This window comes from Bradyrhizobium sp. (assembly GCF_035484855.1).
In the GTDB taxonomy this organism is placed as follows: domain Bacteria; phylum Pseudomonadota; class Alphaproteobacteria; order Rhizobiales; family Xanthobacteraceae; genus Bradyrhizobium.
This window is the reverse complement of record NZ_DATHOP010000120.1, coordinates 1-20,034: the sequence shown is the minus strand read 5'-3', so window position 1 is coordinate 20,034 and position 20,034 is coordinate 1. Positions and strand designations below refer to the sequence as shown.

Sequence of the window (20,034 nt, the reverse complement as noted above, 5' to 3'; positions counted from 1 at the left end):
GGCGCACCACGTTGTCGCCTTCGGCCAACTGCTTCTTGAGCTGGATCGATATCTGGCCCGCGGCGGTCAGCTGCGCGTTGAGATTCTCGTTGACGTCGCGGACCGTGAGCTTGAGCCCGCCGATCGCGCGTTCGGCGATTTCGGTCGCCGTGATCAGTTCCCCAATGGTCGCCTTCAGCGAACTCTCGTCGGCCTTCAGCCGCTTCAATCGCGCATTCAGCAGCATGCAATAGCCGATTGTGAGCATGAGCAGAAATGCCACCAGGCTTTCGATCGCTACTCCTAATGAGTGACTCATTGGGCCTCCATCATCTTGGTTTGCTCATCGGCCTTCTCGAACATCGCCAGCGTGGTCTTCGGCTTGCGCAATTGCTTGGTGACGCGGATGGCGACGCGATCGCCGACCCGGCCCATTCGTCCCTCGGTCAAGGTGACGTTGCCGCAGCGCACCGCCACCAGCGCGTCGGCGCGCATTTCCAGCGGCAGGGTGTCGCCGACCTTGAGCCGCATCAGTTGCTTGAGCGGAATGTTGGCTTCGTAGAGCACGTCATCGACCGAAATCTCCGCCTGCGCCATCTCGGTGGCAAGGTGCCCTTCCCAGATCTGATCGCGGCCGAATTTTTCGCCCATGAACATCTGCAGCAAAACGCTGCGGATCGGCTCGATGGTCGCATAGGGCAGCAGCAGCTCGATATTGCCGCCGCGGTCTTCCATGTCGATGTGCAGCCGCACCAGGATCGCGGCATTCGCCGGCCGGCTGATCGCGGCAAAGCGCGGATTGGTCTCGAGCCGGTCGATCTTGAAGGTGACCGGCGACAGCGGCCGGAACGCCTGCTCGGCGTCGGCCAGCACGACCTCGATCAGCCGCTTGACGAGGTTGGTCTCAATGGTCGTGTAGGGCCGCCCCTCGATCCGTAGCGAGGTCTGGCCGCGGCGGCCGCCGAGCAGCACGTCGATCATCGAATAGATCAGGCTGGAATCCACCGTGGCGAGGCCAAAATTCTCCCATTCCTCGGCCTTGAACACGGATAGCACCGCCGGCAGCGGAATCGAATTCATGTAGTCGCCGAAGCGGACCGAGGTGATGCGGTCGAGCGAGACTTCGACGTTGTCGGAGGTGAAGTTGCGCAAGGACGTGGTCATCAGCCGCACCAGGCGGTCGAACACGATTTCGAGCATCGGCAGACGCTCGTAGGACACCATCGCCGAATCGATGATGGCGCGAATGCCGGAATGGTCGTCGAGATTGACCTCGCCGACGGAGAAACCGAGCAGGTTGTCGATTTCCTCCTGCGAAAGGACGCGCTCGCCATTGTTCTTGCCGCCGAAGTCGCGGCTGCCGTCCTCGACCATGGCGGCCCATTGCAGCGCCATGGTGCCGGAGAGTTCATTGGCCGCAGCCGCGGCCGCGGCCTCGTCCGGGTCCTCGGAATCGAGCGAGGCTTCCCATTGGGCTGCGATTGCATCCTGGTCGTCTAGGGGATTGCCCGCCATGATTTTAGATCCGCGCCCTCACTGAACCACGACTTCCTTGAACAGCACCGCGCTGACCGGGGTCGGCAGCAACGCGACGTTGACCCGCCGGGTCAGTTCTTCCTTCAGGCGGAACAGGCCGGCGGAGCCTGAGAGATCGGTCGGCCGCAACTCGCGCAGATAGGTCTGGAAAATATCGGTGACGCGCGGCATCGACGGCTTGATCGCCTCGGCCTGCTTCTCCTCCTTGACCTCGAGCACGATCTTGATCTTGAGGAACTGGACGCGCTCGCCGGCGACGCCGACCAGGTTGACCATCATGTCCGGCACCTCGACGAATACCGGCGGCTTGGCCGGCGGCGCCTCGGCGTGCATTTCCTCCGCCGGATGGCGGAAGAACAGGAACCAGGTCGCCGCGCCCCCGCCGACAACGAACAGCAGGCCGACGACCGCGATGATCAGTTTGAGTTTGCCCTTGGTCGGCGGCGCGGCAACGGTTGCCTCGCCTGCGCCTTCGGCCTGTTCGTTCTCTGCCATCGCCCCGCCCGGTCCGTCACGATTTGGAAATCAACGCGAGGTGCGAACGGCAGCCCATGACGCGATACAAATGCCCCCGGCGCAGACGCGCTCTCTTGGGTGCAACGCTAGGGTAATAATGGTTAATGGAACCTTTCATTTGCGCTTTGGGTAGGAAAAAGTTGCCGGGCAAACATGGTCAACAAGACCTTATTGCCGCCCCCGGCCGCATCCCGAAATAGAGCTAACCCTCTATAAAATCTGAATTTTCCAACTTGGCACGGCTTTCGCTGATAACCCTTGCGAACCTACCGGCTTGGGAGAGCCTCACCGGTTCGAGACGGATCCGAAAGACGGCCTGGGAGGGCCTTTCCTTGCGGATCGACAGATCAGGGGAGAACCACCGATGGAGAATGCACTTCTCATCGGACTTTCGCGGCAGGCGGTACTGGAACGGCAACTCGATGTCGTCGCCAACAACGTCGCCAACGTCGACACCACGGGCTTCAAGGCCGACCGCCCGATGTTTGAGGAATATCTCAAGTCGGGCGCGCACGAAGACAATTTCAAGGGCAGCGACCGCAGCGTCAGCTACGTGCAGGATCGGGGCACCTTCCGCGATTTCGAGCAAGGCGCCACGCAGTCGACCAGCAATCCGCTGGATGTCGCGGTCGACGGCTCGGGCTTTCTGGTGGTGCAGACCGCCGGCGGCGAACGCTACACCCGCGACGGCGGCCTGCAGCTCAACAACCAGGGCCAGATCGTCACCGCCAACGGCGATCCCGTGCTCGGCACCTCCGGACCGATCGTGTTGCAGCCGACCGATCATGACATCAATGTTTCGCCCGACGGCACCATCAGCGTGCTGGAAGGCAGCGGGCGGACGGATTCGGTCCGCGGCAAGCTTCGCCTCGTCAGCTTCACCGATGCGCAGAAGCTGCTGAAAGAGGGCTCGAACCTCTATGCCGCCGGCGAAGGCAACACCGCGCAGCCCGACACCAAATCGGTGGTGAAGCAGGGTTTCCTCGAGAAGAGCAACGTCAACGCGGTGGCCGAGATGAGCACCATGATGGAGGTGACGCGCGCCTACACGCAAATTGCCACCCTGCTGCAGCAGCAGAGCGACCTACACAAGACCGCGATCCAGCAACTCGCCGACGTTCCGACTTAACGGCCATTCAGGAGACGACCCATGCAAGCCCTACACACCGCGGCGACCGGGATGGCGGCCCAGGAACTCAGCGTCCAGGTCATCTCCAACAACATCGCGAACCTGCAAACCACCGGCTACAAGAAACAGACCGCGGCATTCCAGGATCTGATCTACCAGCATATCCGACGGGTCGGCGCGCAGTCCTCGGATCAGGGCACCATCCTGCCCGTAGGCATCGACATCGGCGGCGGCGTCAAGACCGTCGGCACGCCGCGCTCGATGACGCAGGGCACGCTGTCGCAGACCGGCAACGATCTCGACCTCGCCATCACCGGCGAAGGCTTCTTCAAGATCCAGATGCCGGACGGCACCTTTCAATACACCCGCGACGGCACCTTCCAGATGGACAACCAGGGCCGCATCGTCAATGCGCAGGGCAATCCGGTGCAGCCCGGCATCACCATTCCAAACAACGCTTCGGGTATCACGATCAACGCGCAGGGCCAGGTCTCGGTGACGCTGCCGGGATCGACCAACTCCTCGATCATCGGCCAGATCGCGCTGACGCGCTTCATCAACAAGGCCGGCCTGCAGCCGGTCGGCAACAATTTGTTCACCGACACCCCCTCCTCCGGGCCGCCGCAGGACGGTCTCGCCAGTGCCGAGGGCTATGGCAGCATCACTCAGGGCAGCCTCGAGCAGGCCAATGTCGACGTGGTTTCGGAGATGTCCAATCTGATCGCCGCCCAGCGCGCCTACGAGATGAACGCCAAGGTGGTCAGCGCCGCCGACCAGATGATGCAAACCACCTCCGCGCTGTTCAGGTAACGGGAGCCGATGATGACGCTGCGTTCGTTTCTCCTTGCTACCGCCCTGCTCGCGGCGTCCGCGACTGCGGCTTGGGCGCAAGACGCCGACGACGTGATCGTGGCGCCGGCGCTACGCGCCAACGTCACCGTCTCCGGCGACGTGGTGCGGATCGGCGACCTCGTCGACAATGCCGGTACCGCCGCGCAGATCGCGATCTACCGCGCGCCCGATCTCGGCACCACCGGCTCGCTGCCGACCGCGCAGGTGCTCGCCGTGCTGCGCGCCCACCAGGTGATCGGCGTCGACACCAAAGACCTGCACGAGATTTCGGTGACGCGGCTCGCCCGCACGCTGGATGCCAAGGACATCGAAGCCCAGGTCGCGCATGCGCTGGAGCATCGCGGCGGGCTTGGCGATGCCGCCAATCTCAGCCTGACCTTCGACCGCGACCTGCAGGACATGCGGTTAGATGCCGTCAACACCGGTGCGATGGCCGCGGTCTCCTCGCAATACGACCCGCGTTCGACCCGCTTCGACGTCTCCTTCGAGATCGCCAATGACGCAGGGCTGGCGTCCACCAGACTCCGCTTCACCGGCACCGCGATCGAGACCGTGGCGGCTGCGATCCTGGTGCGCGACGTCGAGCGCAACGATCTCCTGAAATCATCCGACATCGTGATCGAGCGCCGCCCCAAAATCGCCATCGGCAATGACGCGGCATCGCGCGACCGCGCGGTCGGCATGCAGATGCGAAAAGCCATGCGGGCCGGCGCGGCGTTGCGCACCGCCGATCTGGTCAAGCCCGACCTGGTGCAGCGCGACCAGACCGTCACGCTGATCTTTCAGTCCACCGGGATCTATCTCACCGTTCGCGGCAAGGCGCTGGAGGGCGGCACCGAAGGCGACGTCGTCAGCGTGCTCAATTTGCAATCCAAGCGCACGGTGACCGGCGTCGTGGTCGGCCGCGGCCAGGTCGCGATCTCGGTCGCCACGCCGCGTCCGGACGCAGCCGATGCATCCTCGACGGTCGGCGCCCTGGAGACGGCGCCGCAGGTTTCGCTCGCCGCCGGCAACGCCACGCAAGCTTCTCCAAAAACCGAGTAATGTTGATGTTCAGGTCCAGTAGCTTCAAGCGCCTCGTCAGTACGACTTCGCTGCTCGCGCTTCTCAGCGCGACCGGCGGATGCTCGGGCATCAACCGGCTTTCCCAGATCGGCGAGCAGCCGAAACTGTCGTCGATCGACAATCCCACGGCGCAGCCCGGCTACAAGCCGGTGCAGATGCCGATGCCGAAGCCGGAAGCGGTGTCGTACAACGCCAATTCGCTGTGGCGCAACGGCTCGCGCTCGTTCTTCAAGGACCAGCGCGCCCACCAGATCGGCGATCTCCTGACGGTGACCGTCAACATCACCGACCAGGCCAACTTCGCCAACGAGACCCAGCGCAATCTCACCGGCACGGAAAGCTCCGCCATCACCGACTTCCTTGGCGCCAAGACGCTCGGCGCGCAGGCGCAGAAGGTGCTGCCGGGCAACCTCCTGGCGGCGAACGGGGCGTCCCAATACGACGGCAAGGGCTCGATCCAGCGCCAGGAAAGCCTGACCACCAACATCGCCGCGGTGGTGACGCAGCTGCTGCCGAACGGCAATCTCGTGGTCGAGGGCAAGCAGGAGATCCGCGTCAATTACGAGGTGCGCGAACTGATCGTCGCCGGCATCGTGCGCCCCGAGGACATCCAGAGCGACAACACCATCGATTCCTCAAAGATCGCGCAGGCCCGCATCGCCTATGGCGGCCGCGGCCAGATCATGGACATCCAACAGCCGCGCTACGGCCAACAGGTCATGGACGTGCTGCTGCCGTTCTAGCGTCTGACACGAGCTCCCACATCACGTCGCGAACCTAGGCGCGATGCGATGTACTACGCGGCCTCCGCCAGCTCCCCTGGCGGAGGCCGTGAGCGTTTGGGGGGTGGCAAGAAGAAAAGGCCCGCGCTCTATAGGGCATTTCGCGAAGTCGGCTAAAGGCGATCGCCGCGGGTCTTATCTTACGCACTGCGCGGCGGCTCTGGTCGCTCTCTAGGGGAAGGACCGAACGCCTTAGAAAACCCTTATAAAACGTGCGCAAATTAGCTTTGTCGCTTCGCCATTGCTACCACGCTCTGCTACGACCAGGAAATTCCTGAGGGACCACTCAGCGAGGTTTCGCTAGCCTTCGTTGCCCTTTTGCCGGAACGTGATTTTGCGGGCGGTTTCTTCAATTAGATCATACGATGCCCAAGTCATATCGGTGATCAGATCGTCACGCCCTGTTATTGGGTGTCGAATGGCCGGGAAATAGGCAAACTGACCAGCAACGCGCCGATTGATTTCGCGTGCGACGTGAGCATCAATTTCGATGTTACTGAAGGCGTCGTCAAAATCGCGAGCACCAACGTTGCCAGCGTTGTTCTATTGAGCGCTACGATCAATTGGTAAGGCGTCATTCCTGGTAGGGGCAAGCGCAGTGCCGGATGCGCTGGTGCCCCCATCGCGAAAACTGGCGTCGTCGAGGAACGGAGTGGTATGGGTGAGCGCCAGATTGAAAGTTCCGCTCCTCGATAAGCGTCTACAGTCCAGTCCAGTGAGGACACCATCATATTGAACATAGCGTTTGCGAGCCCCGGATTGCTACGAAGCTGGGCCTCCATTTCGCGTTCTTCATCGGTGAATGGAATGTCGCTGTCCGGTGAAGCGGAAAGCTCACTGAGTTCCCTCATCGTGGAAAAGGCGTGTGGCGTTCGGGCGTGAAGATGCCTGATGAGGGCATACAGGATTGGCTTATCGGACCTATCGCGCGCGTCGGTTCGACCGCTAACGACTTTTGCCCACGTGTCGCTCTGTGAGATTGGTGTTTCGATGGCGCGATTGATATCGCCCTCAACGGATACAGGAACGCCCCGCCGAAAGTGCACATATAGATCACGTTCATAGCCAAGGTTCTCAATTGAGCGTTCGGCCCACACAGCTAAGTGACCGTGCTTCGCGACAGTGGTCAGCTTCTTCTGTTCTGGACCGACCGCAAAATTGCGCAGGTAGAATTGGGGCACGTAATGATGATCGCTTGGCTCATTGTTCATGAGAACTTTCTCCACGCCTCATCGTTGTATTTTTTTAGCAGGAGTGGTAACTCGCGCTTTGAGAATGCTGTCTAGCCTTCCCACAAGGGCGCGGCTTGGGAGCCACGCGAAAACGAATCGCAGGGGTCGAAAACCCTCTTCTATAAAATCAAAACGGTCGATTGATATATTTAAGAGCAAGGGCCAGCGTAGGCTGACAATCGTCAAGTCACGGGGAAGATTTGTTTCCCGAAGACGGCATCGACGAGCCGCGCATCCATCGAAATCGTGAGGGAGGCGAATCATGAGTGCAACCGCCAACTGTTCATGCATGGCCGCAGCCAGGCCGTGCGCCTGCCCGAGGCATTTCGCTTCCAGGGCACCGAGGTGCGGATCAGCAAGGTCGGCGACAAGGTTATCCTGGAGCCGCTGCAAAGGCCGCCGCCCATCGATATCGAGGCGTGGTTCGCGCGTCTCGATGAACTCGGCACACGAGACTTTTTGCCTGACGGCATCCCCGACGATCCGCCGGCCGAACCTGACCCGCGCGTTTTCTTCGACGAATGACAACCTCATACCGGCTCGTTCGCGGCGGTGGCGCGCGTCTTGAAAGCCCATGATATCCATACTATGATATACATCAAATCAGGATATAATGGAGTGTCTAACGTGCAGGTCTCGAAATGGGGCAACAGCCTTGCGGTACGGCTCCCCAAGAAGCTGGTCGAGGACCTCGGTCTCGTCGAGGGCGACAATATCAACGTCGTCTCCGCGGACGTCGAAACCATCGTGATTGCGAAGGACGATGGTCAAGGCGATTTTATCCGCAGGCTCCGTGAGCTACAAAAGCCCCGACCTGAGGGATTCGTCTGGAACCGCGAGGATGCCAACAAGCGGTGAAGGCTTTCCTGGACACCAACATTCTGGTCTATGCCGTCCTGTCGAATGATCCGCGCTGCCGGGCGGCCGAGCGGCTCCTGGCGGCCGGAGGCGCGATCAGCGTCCAGGTCCTGAACGAGTTCGCCAATGTCGCGCGAACCAAGCTCAAATGGCCGTGGCCCGATGTCGAAGCGACGCTCAGCCTTGTGCGCGGCCGGTCAGGGCGCGTGCGCAGCATCTTCGTGCTGACCCACGGAGCCGCCCTCGCGCTTGCCCGCGATCACGGCCTGTCCTTCTACGATGCGCTCATCGTCGCCGCCGCGATCGAGGCCGGCTGCGACACGCTGTTCACGGAAGACATGCAGAACGGCCGCACCTTCGGCGACCTCGCCATCGTCAATCCGTTTCTCTGAAACGAAGCCGATCCGCGCGTCCGCGTGTTCGTCAGCGAATGATCGGCCTCGACGTACATTACTTCCGATTATCGGAAACGACGGCACTGATTTGCCTTGATGTCAAGCCCTCCACGAAAAAATATTCTGTTTTACAGAATCAAAAATCACACCTATATTCACCCCATCCCGTCCCACCAAAAGGGGCGTATCATGATCGTCGCGAAACGCGGGGCGGGGTGCGGTGGACGCCGATGGTGCTTCTGACGATGGCACTTGAAGCGGACGTGCGAAGTCGTGTGGTCCTGACACCCCGACGCTGGTGTCAAGTCTGCGAGAAGGAGCGCAGGCGACGGTGGCCAACAAGCCCGGAGCACCGGGGAGATCACGAAGTAGCCGTTAAAACCATTGCGTGGGGAATGCCGGGTGATTCCGGTGTGACCTGCTAACGCGTGTGCATTCTACCTACTACCATCGCACACGCGGCTATCGGGCGCATCGGCCGCCCGGCATTCCCTGCGCCCTTTGTTTGAGAGGGCGGAGATAAAGGAATACCTCGCGCAAAACGCATGCGGCGAGATCGCGGAGTCATGTTTCAGCGTCATTGCGAGCGCAGCGAAGCAATCCATCTTGCCGACTTGCCGAGCAAAGAAAGAATGGATTGCTTCGCTGCGCTCGCAATGACGCCAGCCACGGGTTCCAATCACGCGGCCGGCGGCGCTTTGCGGACTTCGCCGCGAGGGAACCGGCCCGGTCAATTCCCTTCACAAAATCATCCTCGACGGAACCAGAAGGCCCCGATCGGAATCAATGAAGCAGGTCGCCGCAAGCGATGGCTGGTCGCTTTCGGTGCTGAGCAATGGAGCGATTTTCATGAGAATGACATCATTGGCCGCAGGCATCCTCGGCCTGCTGGCCGCGGGCCCGGCAATGGCGCAATCGGTCAATCTGACCGGCCCCTATCGATGCGTCGCGGACTGCCGCGACGGCATGATCGGCGCGCCGGCCTTCATCACCCAGAACGGACAGGACCTCAATCTGGTCGACGAGGCGGGCCAGCCCGCCCGCGCCTGGCCGGACTGGACGGCGCCGGACAGGCGGATCTGGGTCGATGCCTGGAACCAGGGCGCGGTCTATTCACCCGACGGCATGACGGTTCAGTTCGACAGCGGAACCCTGTGGCGACGCGATCTGCCGCCGCCCCCGCCGATGCCTTTGCCGCCGCGGCCGCTGGTGCGCCGGCACAGCTGACCGTTCGACGCGGCGGCGTCGCCGCGTTCGGAACGCTCTCGTTAGCCCGGAACCAGTTCGCCGGCATCCGCCGCCGCGAGCCGGACGGGATCGCCGTTGCCGTTATCGCGGGCAGCTTCGGGAAACAGCCGGTCGTTGCCGCCGCTATAGTGCGTCTCGCCGGCGTGCAGTCTGGCGTTGTTGGCCTCGCGGCGCTCGGCGTCATCCTCGCCGTAGAGGAACGCCAGGAAGGCATAGCGCCGGCCGCGAGTGACCGGCGTCACCTGATGCAGCGCGCCACAGGAAAACACGATGGCGCCGCCTTCCGGCGGCCGGTAGGCCTTGCGGCCGAATTCGGGGAATACCAGGTCGCAGCCGTCGAAATCCTTGTTGAGGTTCATCGAGACCGCAAAGCGCCGATGCTGCGCGGCGGCGTTGACGTTGTCGCGATGGCGATGGAAATGGCCGCCGTCCGCGCTGTCGTAGCAGGCAACGATGCAGCGATCCATCCGCGTCGCCTTGAATTGGAAGTAGCGCTCGATCGCGGGAACCAGCCGGCGCACGATCTGGCCGCGCACGAGATCGCGGACCTCGGGAATCGCGACCGCGACGTCGCGGCGGCGCTTCAGGCGGAAGTCGGACAGCGTCGCGGTCTTGCCGTCGATGTCGTACTGAAAGCCGCTTTCGACGCCGCCCTGCTGTTGGTAGAACTGCACCAGGAAATCGCACAGCTCGAAACTGAACACGCGCGGCACGATCAGCGCCGGCGCGGACATCGGAACGCCTGCGGAATCGTCAACCGCGGGCAGGCTGCGCAGCACGTTGCGCACGGTCTCGGCATGTCCGCTCCGAATGTCCCAGGCGATATCGGCGACCGCGCGCTGCATCGGATCGAGCACGACGGTGCGCGGCATCGAATGCGCACCGTAGGCGCGGCTGATGGCGCCGTCATAGTCGGCGAGGAAGAACAGCGTCGAGCCGGCGATCGCCTTCAGGCTCTCGATATCGGCGGGCGGCGCGGTGAAGACGCAGCCGACGACGAGATGGTCCTCATTGAACGAGCCGCTCTCGCGCACCAATTCGGCGATCTCGAGCATCGCGCGCGGATTTTCCGGCGAGCCCAGGAAGCTCAGAGCTACCCAGCGGCCGGCGCTGACATGGAGGTCGAACGAACCGCCCGTGACGAGCGGCGCGCTGAACGGCGGCACGGGATCGCCGAGCACGATGCGGTTGTCGCTTGCGGCCGGTTGCAGCATGAAAAAATCTCCCAGGACAGTTTCCCCGCCATCGAGGCGGCGGAATGCGGCGAGGTCCCCACCTGATCCCGCCGTCGGAACCGAAACGGCAGGCGGGCAAAACCTGTCGCGACGTGAATCGCCTGGGTCGCCTGGAGACCGCGCGGACGTTAGGGTAAACGTGGTTAACGAAATATTACCGACGCCGCGAAGATGTTCCCTGCTGTTTCGTGGCGGGCGTCAGAAAGATCTGGAAACAAGACTCCGGTGCCGCGTCTCGGATCGCTGGCGTCGCGATCGCCGGCAAAGCCTGGCGTCAGCTCGCCGCGGAAAGCCTGCCGAACTGCCAGACGCCGCCTTCCACCTCGACAAAACCGTTGTCACGGAAAATGTTGCGCGCCGGGATGTTGCGCGACGACGGGACAATGCGCGCGCGAAGCGCGGCCTTCGTTTCATCGAGCACATGGCGCAGGAAGGTGTGTTCGATGCCGATGCCGAGCGCGCGGCAGCTGATGGCAAGCCCGGTGATCTCGAAATTCTCGATCACGGCGGCGCCGACCAGGCCGTGATCGCCGAGCCGGTCCGACACCTCGATCGCGAACAGGCGGGCGTCGGGATTTTCCGCCAGCGCCGAAAGTTCGGTCGCGGAGAATTTTCTGCCCGTGGTGTTGAACTGCGTGGTGCGCTGAAACAGCTCCTCGACCCGCGGCAGTTTCGGAGAGCCCGCCGCCAGCTGTTCGATCCGGCATTCGATCCGCAGCGACTGGATGTATTGCGCTTCGCCAAGCGTCTCGGCCCGTAGCTGCTGCCGCGCGATCTGCGCCTTGACCAGTTCGCTGCGCGCGGCCGCCTCCGCGGTGATGACCGGGATCTGCAATCGCGGATCGTCGAGCAGGCGGCGGCGCAGGCCGAAGGGATCCTCGCCCCAGACTTCGACCTCGGGCAGGCGCTGCCGCACCCGATCGCGCTCGACGGCGTTGTCGTCGATGAACAGGAAGGCATCGAGCGCGAAGCCGAGTTCATCGGCAATCGAACGGATGTTGCCGACCTTGTCGTCCCAGTTGACGCGCCAGGTGACGAAATCCTCCCGCTTGAGCAGCCGCTCGGCGGGATAATGCTCCGGATATTTCCAGAGCTCGCGCACGGTAGCCTCGTCGTTCTTGCTGACGCAGGCCAGCACCACGCCGCGCCGCTTCAGACACAGCAGCGCCTCGTGCAGCCCGAAATACAGCCCGATGAAGGAGAACGCGCCGCTGATTTCCGGCGTCCATGCGAACGGACTGCCGGTCTCCGCCAACACCCCCGGCCACAGGGTGCCGTCGAGATCGAGGATGACGCACTTCTTGCGCCCGATCCCCATTACGGTGACCAGCGCGTCGATGTGCTTTTGCGCTGTCACCGCCTCGCGACCATAGGGATCGTGGCCTACCGCCTGCGCCAGTGGCGCGGTATCCGGGAAGATGCCGTGGACGGCGGCCTTCTCGCTCTCGGGGCGCTGCAGCAGCCATCCCGGCGAGCCGAAATGGGTAAATCCCACCTGCCCGTCGTCGAGCAGTTTTTCGGCGCCGCCGGCTGCGAGAGCGGCGGCGATGTCGATCACATAGACGTCGGGGAAGGCATTGGCGAGTTCGGCGAACGCGACATTGGTCAGGCGGAAGCGGGTGCGGTGGCCCTTGACGCCGCGTTCGGCTAGCCCGAGCGGCTGCACGGTCGGCTCCGGCAGGTTGTCGATCAAAATCGGCGCCGATGTCATCGCGCGCAATTCGGTCAGGAGCTGGGTGGCGTGGGCGATATAGGCCGCGTGCGGGTTGATGCCGTCTGTGTCCTCGGCGACGAGATGGCGTGCCCGCAACGCGCCGACGAAGACGATGTCGTGTTTGCGCTCGGCCGCAAACCTCGTGTCGTCGGGGAACGTCGCCGAGACGTGCAGGTCGATGCCGCGGCGCGCCGCCTCGCGGCGCAGGAAATCGGCTTCCATCTGGATATCGCAATCGCCGAACAAAAGCGCATCGACGCGGCGGCGATCGCCGCCGAGATCATCGAGGCCGTAGGCGGCGCCGACTGCCCAATAGGAGGCGACACCCTCCTTTGCCTCGCGGCGGTAGCGCTTGAGCAGCTCAGTGGGATCACGGCCGTGCTTGGCGGAGAGTTCACGGCCGATCTCGGCCAGTTCCTGTTCCGGCGTGAGTTCCGTCAGGATGCCGCGCGACTTTAGCTCCATCACCGTGTGTTCGACGATGTCGCGCATGTCAGCCGGGTTGCCGGTGTCCGGAAACAGCGCCGTCATGGCGGCGCAATCCCCGGGGATTTGACGCGGCTCGGCGAAATGCTCAATCAGCGCGCCGATGTCGCGGTCGGCCGGCAAGCGGGTCTGGCTGATCGCATGCACGATCAGCGTACGGTCCTTGCCGACCGGCAGTTGATGGATGAAGCGGGAGCGACGCAGGATCATGCCTGGCTAATACAACAACCGCCATCTGATTCGCGCGCGTCTTGTCGGGGCGTCCGGCTAAAGGAATGAGATGTCCACGCTGCCCAGCTCCTCCAGCTCCATCGTGACGCGGTCGCCTGACCCGAGCCACACCGTCTTGACAAGGCTGCCGGTCAGCACGATCTCGCCGGCGCGCAGGGTTTTGCCGGTCGCGGCGAGATGGTTGGCGAGCCACGCCAGCGCCTGATGCGGGTGGCCAAGCACGTCGGCGCCAGTGCCCCGCCCCACTTCAACGCCGTTGATGACGGCGCGGCCGATCACATCAAGCAAATCCGGCGCGGCGGCGCGCGCCACGGGCGTCCCGAGCACGCAACCGGCGGCGAAGAAATCATCGGCCACCAGCGTCGGCGCGCCGATGGTTTGCCAGTCGCTGTAGCGGTCGTCGACGATCTCGATCGCCGGCAAATAGTCAGCGATCGCCTGGCTGACCGTATCCGCCGTGAACGGCACAGTTGCGGCCGGAAGGTCGCGCGCCAGCCTTACCGCGATTTCGCATTCGACGCCGACGCGGACGAAATTTTTCGCTGGCAAGGAAACGCCGCTGCCGTGAACGCCTTTGGCGAACACGCCGCCGCTGCAGGGATGCGGGATGCCGAGATATTGCTGCATCACCGCGCTGGTGCAGCCGATCTTGTAGCCGACGCGGGCGCCGAAATCGGCCGCCAGCAGGCCGTGCAGCGCGTCCTGGATCAGATAGCCTTCCGCCTCGGTCCGCGGTGCGGCAGCGCCGGGAACGGAATCGAGCGGCATGCGGTTGCGACGGGCGGCGGCGATGATCCCGGCGGCTTCGAGCGTTGCGTTCATCGGCGGCCTTTCAACGATGCGACCAGATCGTCACGGCAACGCGGCCAGCAATTCACCGCTCGCCGCGCAGAGAACGACCACCAGCCATGGCGGCGTTCGCCACAGAAACAGCAGCAGGAATGCGACCGCCGCAAGGCCGAAGTCGGCCTTGCCGAGGATGCCCGAGGTCCAGACCGGATTGTAGAATGCCGCGAGCAGGAGGCCGACGACGGCGGCGTTGACGCCGCGCAGCGCGGCCTGTGCCCTCTGCCTGCGCCGCAAGCCATCCCAGAATGGCAGGATGCCGATTACCAGCAGGAACGAAGGCAAGAAAATCGCAACCAGGCAGAGGACGGCCGTTTTCCAGCCGCCGATGACGGCGCCGAGATAGGCGGCAAACGTAAACAGCGGCCCCGGCACCGCCTGCGCCGCGCCGTAGCCGGCGAGGAAGGCGTCGTTGCCGACCCAGCCCGGCGGCACCATCTCGGCCTGCAGCAGCGGCAGCACGACATGGCCGCCGCCGAACACCAGCGAGCCGACGCGATAAAAGGTGTCGACCAGGCGAATATCGGGATCGCCGGTAAGGGCCGCGAGAACGGGCAAGCCCGCGAGCAGCGCGGCGAAAATGACGAGCGCGATGATCGCGCTGGCGCGGCTCCCCGGCAGCCTGAAGCTCGTCTGCACAGCCGGCGCTTCCGCCTTCAGGAACACCACACCGATGATGCCGCCGACGACGATGGCGCCGATCTGTCCCCAGGCCGAGGGAATCGCAAGCGCGATCACGAGCGCCAGCACCGCGAGACTGGCGCGTTCGCGGTCGGGCGCAAGCGTCCGCGCCATGCCGAGGATGGCGAGCGCCACCACCGCGACGGCCGCGACCTTCAGCCCGTGCAGCCAGCCGCTGGCGAGCGCATTGCCGAAAGCCGAAAGTCCGTAGGCGAAGGCGACCAGCGCCAGCGCCGACGGCAGCGTGAACGCGGTCCAGGCGGCGAGCGCGCCGAGATATCCCGCGCGCAACAGCCCGATCGAAATTCCGACCTGGCTGGAGGCCGGACCCGGCAGGAACTGGCATAGCGCGACCAGATCGGCATAGGTCGGCTCGTCCAGCCATTGGCGACGCTCGACGAACTCGTTGCGGAAATAGCCGAGATGGGCGACCGGCCCGCCGAACGAGGTCAGGCCGAGCTTTGTGAAAACCGCGAACACCTCGGCGGCGCTGCCCTGTCGAGGTTCGTCGCTCATGGGAGGGCCCCGTGCCTGCCCGGCGTCGGTGGCCCCGAGCTTATTCATCGGCGGCTTCCGGATCGCCGTCCTCAGAAATCAAAATGACCGCACGTTGGCGGCCAAACCTACTCGTCGCGATAGACTTTCTCGCGTTTTTCGTGGCGCTCCTGCGCCTCCACCGACAGCGTCGCGATCGGGCGCGCCTCCAGCCGCTTCAGCGAGATCGGCTCGCCGGTTTCCTCGCAATAGCCGTAGGTGTTGTCCTCGATCCGCAGCAGCGCCGCGTCGATCTTGGAGATCAGCTTGCGCTGCCGGTCGCGCGCGCGCAGTTCGATCGCGCGGTCGGTTTCCGAGGACGCGCGGTCGGCGAGATCGGGATGATTGACGTTCTCTTCCTGCAGGGTCTGCAGCGTGATCCGCGATTCCCTCAGGATTTCGTCCTTCCAGGAGAGAAGCTTGGCGCGAAAATAATCGCGCTGGCGCTCGTTCATGAAAGGCTCTTTTTCGGAGGGTCGATAATTCTTCAACTTTTCCAAGGCCAGCCCATCTTCACGTGCAAGGCGGCCGGAAACGGTCCGTCCGCGCGCGCCTTATATAGCGGCGTCATGTGACAGACAATATCGGCCGCCGCCGTGAAACTGTGCAAGGAGGGGGTTTCCCGGCAGGAACCTGTGCGCAAGGCCAATGCCGCCTAGAACTGCCCGGCTTTGGCCAGTTCGACTTCGACCCTGAGTTCGATCTCGGACAGCACCGCGTCCAGCCCCGGATCGCCGGAGGAGGATTTCAGGTTGGCGGCTGCGTCACGCAGCCGACTTACCGTGGAGGTGTCGAAATTGCCCGACAACAGCCCGATCTTGAGGTCGTCCAGCACGTCGAGCGCGCCTTTGCCGCGCTGCACTGAGCGCTTGCGGCGTTCGGTCGGATCCTCCTCGATGCCCTGCAGCGCCAGCAGCGCATCGATATTGGCCGCAGCCCTCGGCGCGCTGGCGGCGCGCGCTTCGGGGGCCGATGCGGTGTCCTCCGGCAGCGCAAACCCGGTGGAAACGGTTCGCCTGACGGTGCCGGCCGGAGGGCCGAAAGTGGTGCCATTCGGTCCGTAGATGCGCATGGTGAAATCCTGCAGCTCGATGACGGCGAGCTTGGTCCCGTTATGGTTAACGGCGCGTAAATGGCCCGGCAAAATCTGCCGCCGCACGGCAGTTTCGCCGCCGCCCGGGTCCAGGCCGACGGCTCGTGCATAAAATTTTATCAAATAACATCAATGACTTAATCCCATGATGGGACGTGGCACGGCGCTCGCATAGTTAATGCCGGATCGCCCGTCATGGGAGTGTCTGGCGGCTCCGAAGTTTCAAGACCTCAGCGGGGAGCAGAGGATGCCTGGCGTCTATTCGGCAAGAGTAATGGGGTTGGCCTGCGCCGCGCTGGCGACGCTGGCGCTGTCAGCCATGTCCGCAGGCGCCACCTCGCGGATCAAGGATCTCGCCAATATCGAGGGCGTGCGGCAGAACCAGCTGATCGGCTACGGCCTCGTGGTCGGCCTCAACGGCACCGGCGATACGCTGAACAACATCCCCTTCACCAAGCAATCGCTGCAGGCGATGCTCGAGCGGATGGGCGTCAACATCCGCGGCGCCACCATCCGCACCGGCAACGTCGCCGCCGTCATGGTCACCGGCAACCTGCCGCCGTTCGGCACCCAGGGAACCCGGATGGACGTCACGGTCTCAGCCCTCGGCGATTCCAAGAACCTGCAGGGCGGCACCCTGCTCGTCACCCCCCTGCTCGGCGCCGACGGCAACGTCTATGCGGTGGCGCAGGGCTCGGTCGCGATTTCGGGTTTTCAGGCCGAGGGCGAAGCCGCCAAGATCGTGCGCGGCGTACCCACCGTCGGCCGCATCGCCAATGGCGCCATCATCGAGCGCGAGATCGAGTTCGCGCTGAACCGTTTGCCCAATGTGCGGCTGGCGCTGCGCAACGCCGATTTCACCACCGCCAAGCGGATCGCGGCGGCGGTCAACGATTTCCTCGGCACCAAGACCGCCGAGCCGATCGATCCCTCGACCGTGCAGCTCTCGATTCCGCCGGAGTTCAAGGGCAACGTGGTCGCCTTCCTGACCGAGATCGAGCAGCTGCAGGTCGAGCCCGACCTCGCGGCCAAGATCATCATCGACGAACGCTCCGGCATCATCGTGATGGGCCGCGACGTCCGGGTTGCCACCGTCGCGGTGGCGCAGGGAAATCTGACCGTGACGATCTCCGAAAGCCGGCAGGTCAGCCAGCCCAATCCGCAGTCGCGCGGACGAACGGTGGTGACACCGCGCACCAGCGTTTCGGTGTCCGAAGAAGGCAAGAAATTCGCGGTCATGAAGGACGGCGTATCGCTGCAGCAGCTGGTCGACGGCCTCAACGGGCTCGGCATCGGCCCGCGCGACCTGATCGGCATCCTGCAGGCGATCAAGGCCGCGGGCGCGATCGAAGCCGACATCGAGGTGATGTGATGCAGACCAGCGCATTCGCCAGCCTCCATGGCGCCCTGCCCGGCAAGCCCGCGATGCCCCAGATCAACGGCCGGCCCGACTATGACCTCGCCAAGGCGCTGACCAAGGTCTCGCCGCAGGCGCAGGCCAAGGCCAAGTCGACGGCGACCGATTTCGAGGCGATGTTCCTCAATCAAATGTTTTCGCAGATGACCTCAGGCCTCAAGGGCGAAGGCCCGTATGGCGATACGCCGGGCACCGGGGTTTGGCGCTCGATGCTGACCGAACAATATTCGAAGACCTTCGCCAAGGCCGGCGGCGTCGGAATTTCCAACGAAGTCTACCGCACGCTGATCCTGCAGCAAGCCGGCCGCGCCAGCTAGACCCGAGGAAGCCAGCCATGAATCAGAATCCGCAACGACAACAAACGCCCGCACCTGCGCCTGTGGCCGCGACCCCGGCCGATGCCCGCAAGCTCGCCGAGAACCTGATGGACGTCATGAGCGCGCTGCTCGGCGTCATCGAGCGCGAAACCGCGCTGGTGCGCGCCGGCAAGCTGCGCGAGGCGATGGCGTTCGAACCCGACAAGACCGCGTTGTCCCGCCGCTATGTCAACGCCGTCGGGCAGTTGAAGGCCAGCCAGAAATATCTGTCGCAAACAGCACCCGAGCTTCTGACCACGCTGCATCGTCATCACGACACCTTCCGCGCCATGCTGCAAGTGAATCTAACGGTGCTGGCCACCGCGCACGCGGTATCCGAGAGCATCGTGCGCGGCGTCAATACCGAGATGCAGCGCCGCAATATTCCGAACACCTATACCGCGGCCGGACGGCGCGCGACGCCGGGACCGCGTCACATCACGCCGCTGGCGGTCAGCCGTTCGCTCTGAGCGATTGCGCGGCGTGCGGCAATAGCAGCAATTCAAATCAAATGGTCGCAGCGACCGCAGCGTGCCGTTGAGCGCGTTCTCTAACATTGCGTTGAGAGGTGGATGTCATAGTTGCCGCCGGAGCGGGGTTGGGATTTGACTCGAGGAGAGCCAGGAGGCTGCCATGAGTACGGATTTCAGCATCAGGCCGGTGGGGGCACCGGCTCAATCGCCTGTGGTGCAATCCCCGCGCGAAGGCGCGGTCGAGACCGAGCTGCCGCCCGGCCAGAGCGTCACCGCGCCCGACGCCAGCGCGGTGGCGCGTAACGATCCGCAGACCCCGAGCGATGTCGTATCGCGTCAGGCTTTCATCGACCAGGCCGCGGCCTCGATCGTTTATCAAGTCATCGACGACAAGACCGACACGGTGGTGCAGCAATATCCCGACGAGGCGGTGCTGCGCCGCCGGGCCTATTTTCACGCCCTCGATCTGGCCAAAAGCGAGCCGACCCGTAGTCTCGCCACCGACCGCAAGGCGTAGATCCTCGAGGTTCTGATTGATTCGTAGCTGGACGACAGGATGCTCATTGCATCCGTCATCAATCAACGCCCCCCGCCTGAACCCATCATCCCCGGCCGGCCAGGCCCGCAGCAAGGTTGCAGTTGATATCGATCAGCGACTTCAACTTCGTCGGATCCGGATTGAGCTGTATTTCGATGGTCCGCTGCATGACGAATAAGGCGAGGTTGGCGATGTTCTGGCGAATTTCCAGCGGTTGGGGATTGTCGTCGGTTTCGGCAGCACTCATGAAGATAGTCCACAGCCGGCGATTGAAGAGCAGCGCGTTGTGCATGTTTTTGTTCGGACCGGCCCAGTTGGTCTGGACGTCCTGCAGCTGCCTTGCCGCCTTCAGCAGCGCCTGCGCCTCGATTTCCCGAGGAGGCGCCGTCGTTTGCGACGTGCGGGCATAGGCTTGAGCGGCATGAGACATCCATCACCTCAACGGGGGCTTCGCGGGGACGCTAGCTTTCGAAAGCTGCCCAACTTTTGTACTTCGTTGCCTTTAAAATATGGTTAGCGGCCGTTACCAATATGTCCGGAACCGAGTAAATTTGGAAACCGCTCGCTAGCCGCGCATGGCGGTCAAAAAAAACGGCGGGGTTTCCCCCGCCGTTTCGGTATGGCTTGCTGTCGTCGAGATCAGCGCAGCAGTTGCAGCACGCTCGCCTGCGACTGGTTGGCGAGCGCCAGCGCGGAGACCGCGATCGACTGGCGGGTCGACAGCGCCTGGCTGTTGGCCGCTTCCTCGTTGGTGTCGGCCAGCGTCAGGTTGGATGCGCCGGTCTGCAGCACGTTGATCAGGTTCTTCGAGAAGTCCTGGCGGATCTGCACGATCGAC

Annotated in this window: 24 protein-coding genes; 12 read left to right on the top strand and 12 right to left on the bottom strand. The window is 63.6% G+C overall.

The window, feature by feature from the left end; genetic code table 11:
* From VK804_RS14145 to fliL, 3 genes are all read right to left on the bottom strand, one after another.
* A partial coding sequence (locus VK804_RS14145; protein WP_325371441.1) for a DUF6468 domain-containing protein occupies positions 1 to 298 on the bottom strand: 298 nt, incomplete at its 3' end.
* The gene (fliM, locus tag VK804_RS14140; protein ID WP_325371440.1) at positions 295 to 1,494 is read right to left on the bottom strand and encodes a flagellar motor switch protein FliM; all 1,200 of its coding nucleotides are present in this window, start codon (positions 1,492 to 1,494) and stop codon (positions 295 to 297) included. The genes VK804_RS14145 and fliM, both read right to left, overlap by 4 nt.
* A gap of 18 nt (positions 1,495 to 1,512) precedes the next feature.
* Positions 1,513 to 2,010 carry a flagellar basal body-associated protein FliL gene (gene fliL, locus VK804_RS14135; RefSeq protein ID WP_325371439.1) on the bottom strand — a complete coding sequence of 166 codons (498 nt, stop codon included), beginning with the start codon at positions 2,008 to 2,010 and terminating at the stop codon, positions 1,513 to 1,515.
* A 385-nt stretch (positions 2,011 to 2,395) separates the two neighbouring features.
* Between fliL and flgF the strand changes: the two genes are divergently transcribed.
* The 4 genes from flgF to flgH are packed head-to-tail and all read left to right on the top strand — an operon-like array spanning position 2,396 to position 5,820.
* Entirely contained in the window at positions 2,396 to 3,160 is a 765-nt protein-coding gene (gene flgF, locus VK804_RS14130; RefSeq protein ID WP_325371438.1) for a flagellar basal-body rod protein FlgF, read from the top strand.
* A gap of 21 nt (positions 3,161 to 3,181) precedes the next feature.
* On the top strand, positions 3,182 to 3,970 hold the full coding sequence (gene flgG / locus VK804_RS14125; protein ID WP_325371437.1) for a flagellar basal-body rod protein FlgG: 789 nt from the start codon (positions 3,182 to 3,184) through the stop codon (positions 3,968 to 3,970).
* A gap of 12 nt (positions 3,971 to 3,982) precedes the next feature.
* Complete coding sequence (gene flgA, locus VK804_RS14120; RefSeq protein ID WP_414642779.1) at positions 3,983 to 5,056, top strand: flagellar basal body P-ring formation chaperone FlgA; 1,074 nt, start codon at positions 3,983 to 3,985, stop codon at positions 5,054 to 5,056.
* Between the two features lie 5 nt (positions 5,057 to 5,061).
* A complete protein-coding gene (gene flgH / locus VK804_RS14115; protein ID WP_414642778.1) occupies positions 5,062 to 5,820 on the top strand; it encodes a flagellar basal body L-ring protein FlgH in 759 nt (252 codons plus the stop codon).
* A gap of 443 nt (positions 5,821 to 6,263) precedes the next feature.
* Here flgH and VK804_RS14110 read toward each other — a convergent pair whose 3' ends face one another.
* Complete coding sequence (locus tag VK804_RS14110) at positions 6,264 to 7,070, bottom strand: DUF4238 domain-containing protein (RefSeq protein ID WP_325371434.1); 807 nt, start codon at positions 7,068 to 7,070, stop codon at positions 6,264 to 6,266.
* Between the two features lie 306 nt (positions 7,071 to 7,376).
* On the opposite strand from VK804_RS14110, the gene VK804_RS14105 reads away from it, so the two are divergent.
* The 4 genes from VK804_RS14105 (at position 7,377) to VK804_RS14090 (ending at position 9,571) form a co-directional block, all read left to right on the top strand.
* On the top strand, positions 7,377 to 7,616 hold the full coding sequence (locus VK804_RS14105) for an antitoxin (RefSeq protein ID WP_325371433.1): 240 nt from the start codon (positions 7,377 to 7,379) through the stop codon (positions 7,614 to 7,616).
* A 93-nt stretch (positions 7,617 to 7,709) separates the two neighbouring features.
* Positions 7,710 to 7,949, top strand: a complete 240-nt coding sequence (locus VK804_RS14100) for an AbrB/MazE/SpoVT family DNA-binding domain-containing protein (protein WP_325371432.1) — start codon at positions 7,710 to 7,712, stop codon at positions 7,947 to 7,949.
* Complete coding sequence (locus VK804_RS14095) at positions 7,946 to 8,341, top strand: PIN domain-containing protein (protein ID WP_325371431.1); 396 nt, start codon at positions 7,946 to 7,948, stop codon at positions 8,339 to 8,341. Before VK804_RS14100 ends, VK804_RS14095 begins: the two co-directional genes overlap by 4 nt.
* Positions 8,342 to 9,193: 852 nt before the next feature.
* Positions 9,194 to 9,571 carry a hypothetical protein gene (locus VK804_RS14090; RefSeq protein ID WP_325371430.1) on the top strand — a complete coding sequence of 126 codons (378 nt, stop codon included), beginning with the start codon at positions 9,194 to 9,196 and terminating at the stop codon, positions 9,569 to 9,571.
* Between the two features lie 41 nt (positions 9,572 to 9,612).
* Here VK804_RS14090 and VK804_RS14085 read toward each other — a convergent pair whose 3' ends face one another.
* The 6 genes from VK804_RS14085 to VK804_RS14060 form a co-directional block, all read right to left on the bottom strand.
* A complete protein-coding gene (locus tag VK804_RS14085) occupies positions 9,613 to 10,806 on the bottom strand; it encodes a 2OG-Fe(II) oxygenase (protein WP_325371429.1) in 1,194 nt (397 codons plus the stop codon).
* A gap of 295 nt (positions 10,807 to 11,101) precedes the next feature.
* The gene (locus tag VK804_RS14080) at positions 11,102 to 13,237 is read right to left on the bottom strand and encodes an HAD-IIIC family phosphatase (protein WP_325371428.1); all 2,136 of its coding nucleotides are present in this window, start codon (positions 13,235 to 13,237) and stop codon (positions 11,102 to 11,104) included.
* A 57-nt stretch (positions 13,238 to 13,294) separates the two neighbouring features.
* Positions 13,295 to 14,080, bottom strand: a complete 786-nt coding sequence (locus VK804_RS14075) for a 2-keto-4-pentenoate hydratase (protein WP_325371427.1) — start codon at positions 14,078 to 14,080, stop codon at positions 13,295 to 13,297.
* Between the two features lie 30 nt (positions 14,081 to 14,110).
* On the bottom strand, positions 14,111 to 15,301 hold the full coding sequence (gene chrA / locus VK804_RS14070; protein ID WP_325371426.1) for a chromate efflux transporter: 1,191 nt from the start codon (positions 15,299 to 15,301) through the stop codon (positions 14,111 to 14,113).
* 107 nt (positions 15,302 to 15,408) lie between these two features.
* The gene (gene dksA / locus VK804_RS14065) at positions 15,409 to 15,819 is read right to left on the bottom strand and encodes an RNA polymerase-binding protein DksA (protein ID WP_325371425.1); all 411 of its coding nucleotides are present in this window, start codon (positions 15,817 to 15,819) and stop codon (positions 15,409 to 15,411) included.
* Between the two features lie 155 nt (positions 15,820 to 15,974).
* A complete protein-coding gene (locus tag VK804_RS14060; RefSeq protein WP_325371443.1) occupies positions 15,975 to 16,391 on the bottom strand; it encodes a flagellar assembly protein FliX in 417 nt (138 codons plus the stop codon).
* Positions 16,392 to 16,659: 268 nt separating this feature from the next.
* Here VK804_RS14060 and VK804_RS14055 point away from each other — a divergent pair, with 268 nt between their 5' ends.
* The 4 genes from VK804_RS14055 (at position 16,660) to VK804_RS14040 (ending at position 19,175) form a co-directional block, all read left to right on the top strand.
* Complete coding sequence (locus tag VK804_RS14055; RefSeq protein WP_325371424.1) at positions 16,660 to 17,784, top strand: flagellar basal body P-ring protein FlgI; 1,125 nt, start codon at positions 16,660 to 16,662, stop codon at positions 17,782 to 17,784.
* A 53-nt stretch (positions 17,785 to 17,837) separates the two neighbouring features.
* A complete protein-coding gene (gene flgJ / locus VK804_RS14050; protein ID WP_325371442.1) occupies positions 17,838 to 18,146 on the top strand; it encodes a flagellar assembly peptidoglycan hydrolase FlgJ in 309 nt (102 codons plus the stop codon).
* Positions 18,147 to 18,163: 17 nt separating this feature from the next.
* On the top strand, positions 18,164 to 18,655 hold the full coding sequence (locus tag VK804_RS14045; protein ID WP_325371423.1) for a hypothetical protein: 492 nt from the start codon (positions 18,164 to 18,166) through the stop codon (positions 18,653 to 18,655).
* Positions 18,656 to 18,818: 163 nt separating this feature from the next.
* Positions 18,819 to 19,175, top strand: a complete 357-nt coding sequence (locus VK804_RS14040) for a hypothetical protein (protein WP_325371422.1) — start codon at positions 18,819 to 18,821, stop codon at positions 19,173 to 19,175.
* A gap of 85 nt (positions 19,176 to 19,260) precedes the next feature.
* Here VK804_RS14040 and flaF read toward each other — a convergent pair whose 3' ends face one another.
* On the bottom strand, positions 19,261 to 19,626 hold the full coding sequence (gene flaF / locus VK804_RS14035) for a flagellar biosynthesis regulator FlaF (protein WP_325371421.1): 366 nt from the start codon (positions 19,624 to 19,626) through the stop codon (positions 19,261 to 19,263).
* Between the two features lie 209 nt (positions 19,627 to 19,835).
* Positions 19,836 to 20,034 (bottom strand): flagellin (locus VK804_RS14030; protein ID WP_325371420.1); only part of this gene is annotated, 199 nt, incomplete at its 5' end.

Coding starts and splice junctions, on each gene's coding strand:
- VK804_RS14075 (WP_325371427.1), bottom strand. CDS start 14,080: ATGAACGCAACGCTCGAAGCCGCCGGGATCATCGCCGCCGCCCGTCGC.
- chrA (WP_325371426.1), bottom strand. CDS start 15,301: ATGAGCGACGAACCTCGACAGGGCAGCGCCGCCGAGGTGTTCGCGGTT.
- VK804_RS14085 (WP_325371429.1), bottom strand. CDS start 10,806: ATGCTGCAACCGGCCGCAAGCGACAACCGCATCGTGCTCGGCGATCCC.
- fliM (WP_325371440.1), bottom strand. CDS start 1,494: ATGGCGGGCAATCCCCTAGACGACCAGGATGCAATCGCAGCCCAATGG.
- VK804_RS14090 (WP_325371430.1), top strand. CDS start 9,194: ATGAGAATGACATCATTGGCCGCAGGCATCCTCGGCCTGCTGGCCGCG.
- VK804_RS14055 (WP_325371424.1), top strand. CDS start 16,660: ATGCCTGGCGTCTATTCGGCAAGAGTAATGGGGTTGGCCTGCGCCGCG.
- VK804_RS14080 (WP_325371428.1), bottom strand. CDS start 13,237: ATGATCCTGCGTCGCTCCCGCTTCATCCATCAACTGCCGGTCGGCAAG.
- flgF (WP_325371438.1), top strand. CDS start 2,396: ATGGAGAATGCACTTCTCATCGGACTTTCGCGGCAGGCGGTACTGGAA.
- VK804_RS14045 (WP_325371423.1), top strand. CDS start 18,164: ATGAATCAGAATCCGCAACGACAACAAACGCCCGCACCTGCGCCTGTG.
- flgA (WP_414642779.1), top strand. CDS start 3,983: ATGACGCTGCGTTCGTTTCTCCTTGCTACCGCCCTGCTCGCGGCGTCC.
- flgJ (WP_325371442.1), top strand. CDS start 17,838: ATGCCCCAGATCAACGGCCGGCCCGACTATGACCTCGCCAAGGCGCTG.
- flgH (WP_414642778.1), top strand. CDS start 5,062: ATGTTCAGGTCCAGTAGCTTCAAGCGCCTCGTCAGTACGACTTCGCTG.
- flgG (WP_325371437.1), top strand. CDS start 3,182: ATGCAAGCCCTACACACCGCGGCGACCGGGATGGCGGCCCAGGAACTC.
- flaF (WP_325371421.1), bottom strand. CDS start 19,626: ATGTCTCATGCCGCTCAAGCCTATGCCCGCACGTCGCAAACGACGGCG.
- VK804_RS14105 (WP_325371433.1), top strand. CDS start 7,377: ATGCATGGCCGCAGCCAGGCCGTGCGCCTGCCCGAGGCATTTCGCTTC.
- fliL (WP_325371439.1), bottom strand. CDS start 2,010: ATGGCAGAGAACGAACAGGCCGAAGGCGCAGGCGAGGCAACCGTTGCC.
- VK804_RS14110 (WP_325371434.1), bottom strand. CDS start 7,070: ATGAACAATGAGCCAAGCGATCATCATTACGTGCCCCAATTCTACCTG.
- VK804_RS14040 (WP_325371422.1), top strand. CDS start 18,819: ATGAGTACGGATTTCAGCATCAGGCCGGTGGGGGCACCGGCTCAATCG.
- VK804_RS14060 (WP_325371443.1), bottom strand. CDS start 16,391: ATGCGCATCTACGGACCGAATGGCACCACTTTCGGCCCTCCGGCCGGC.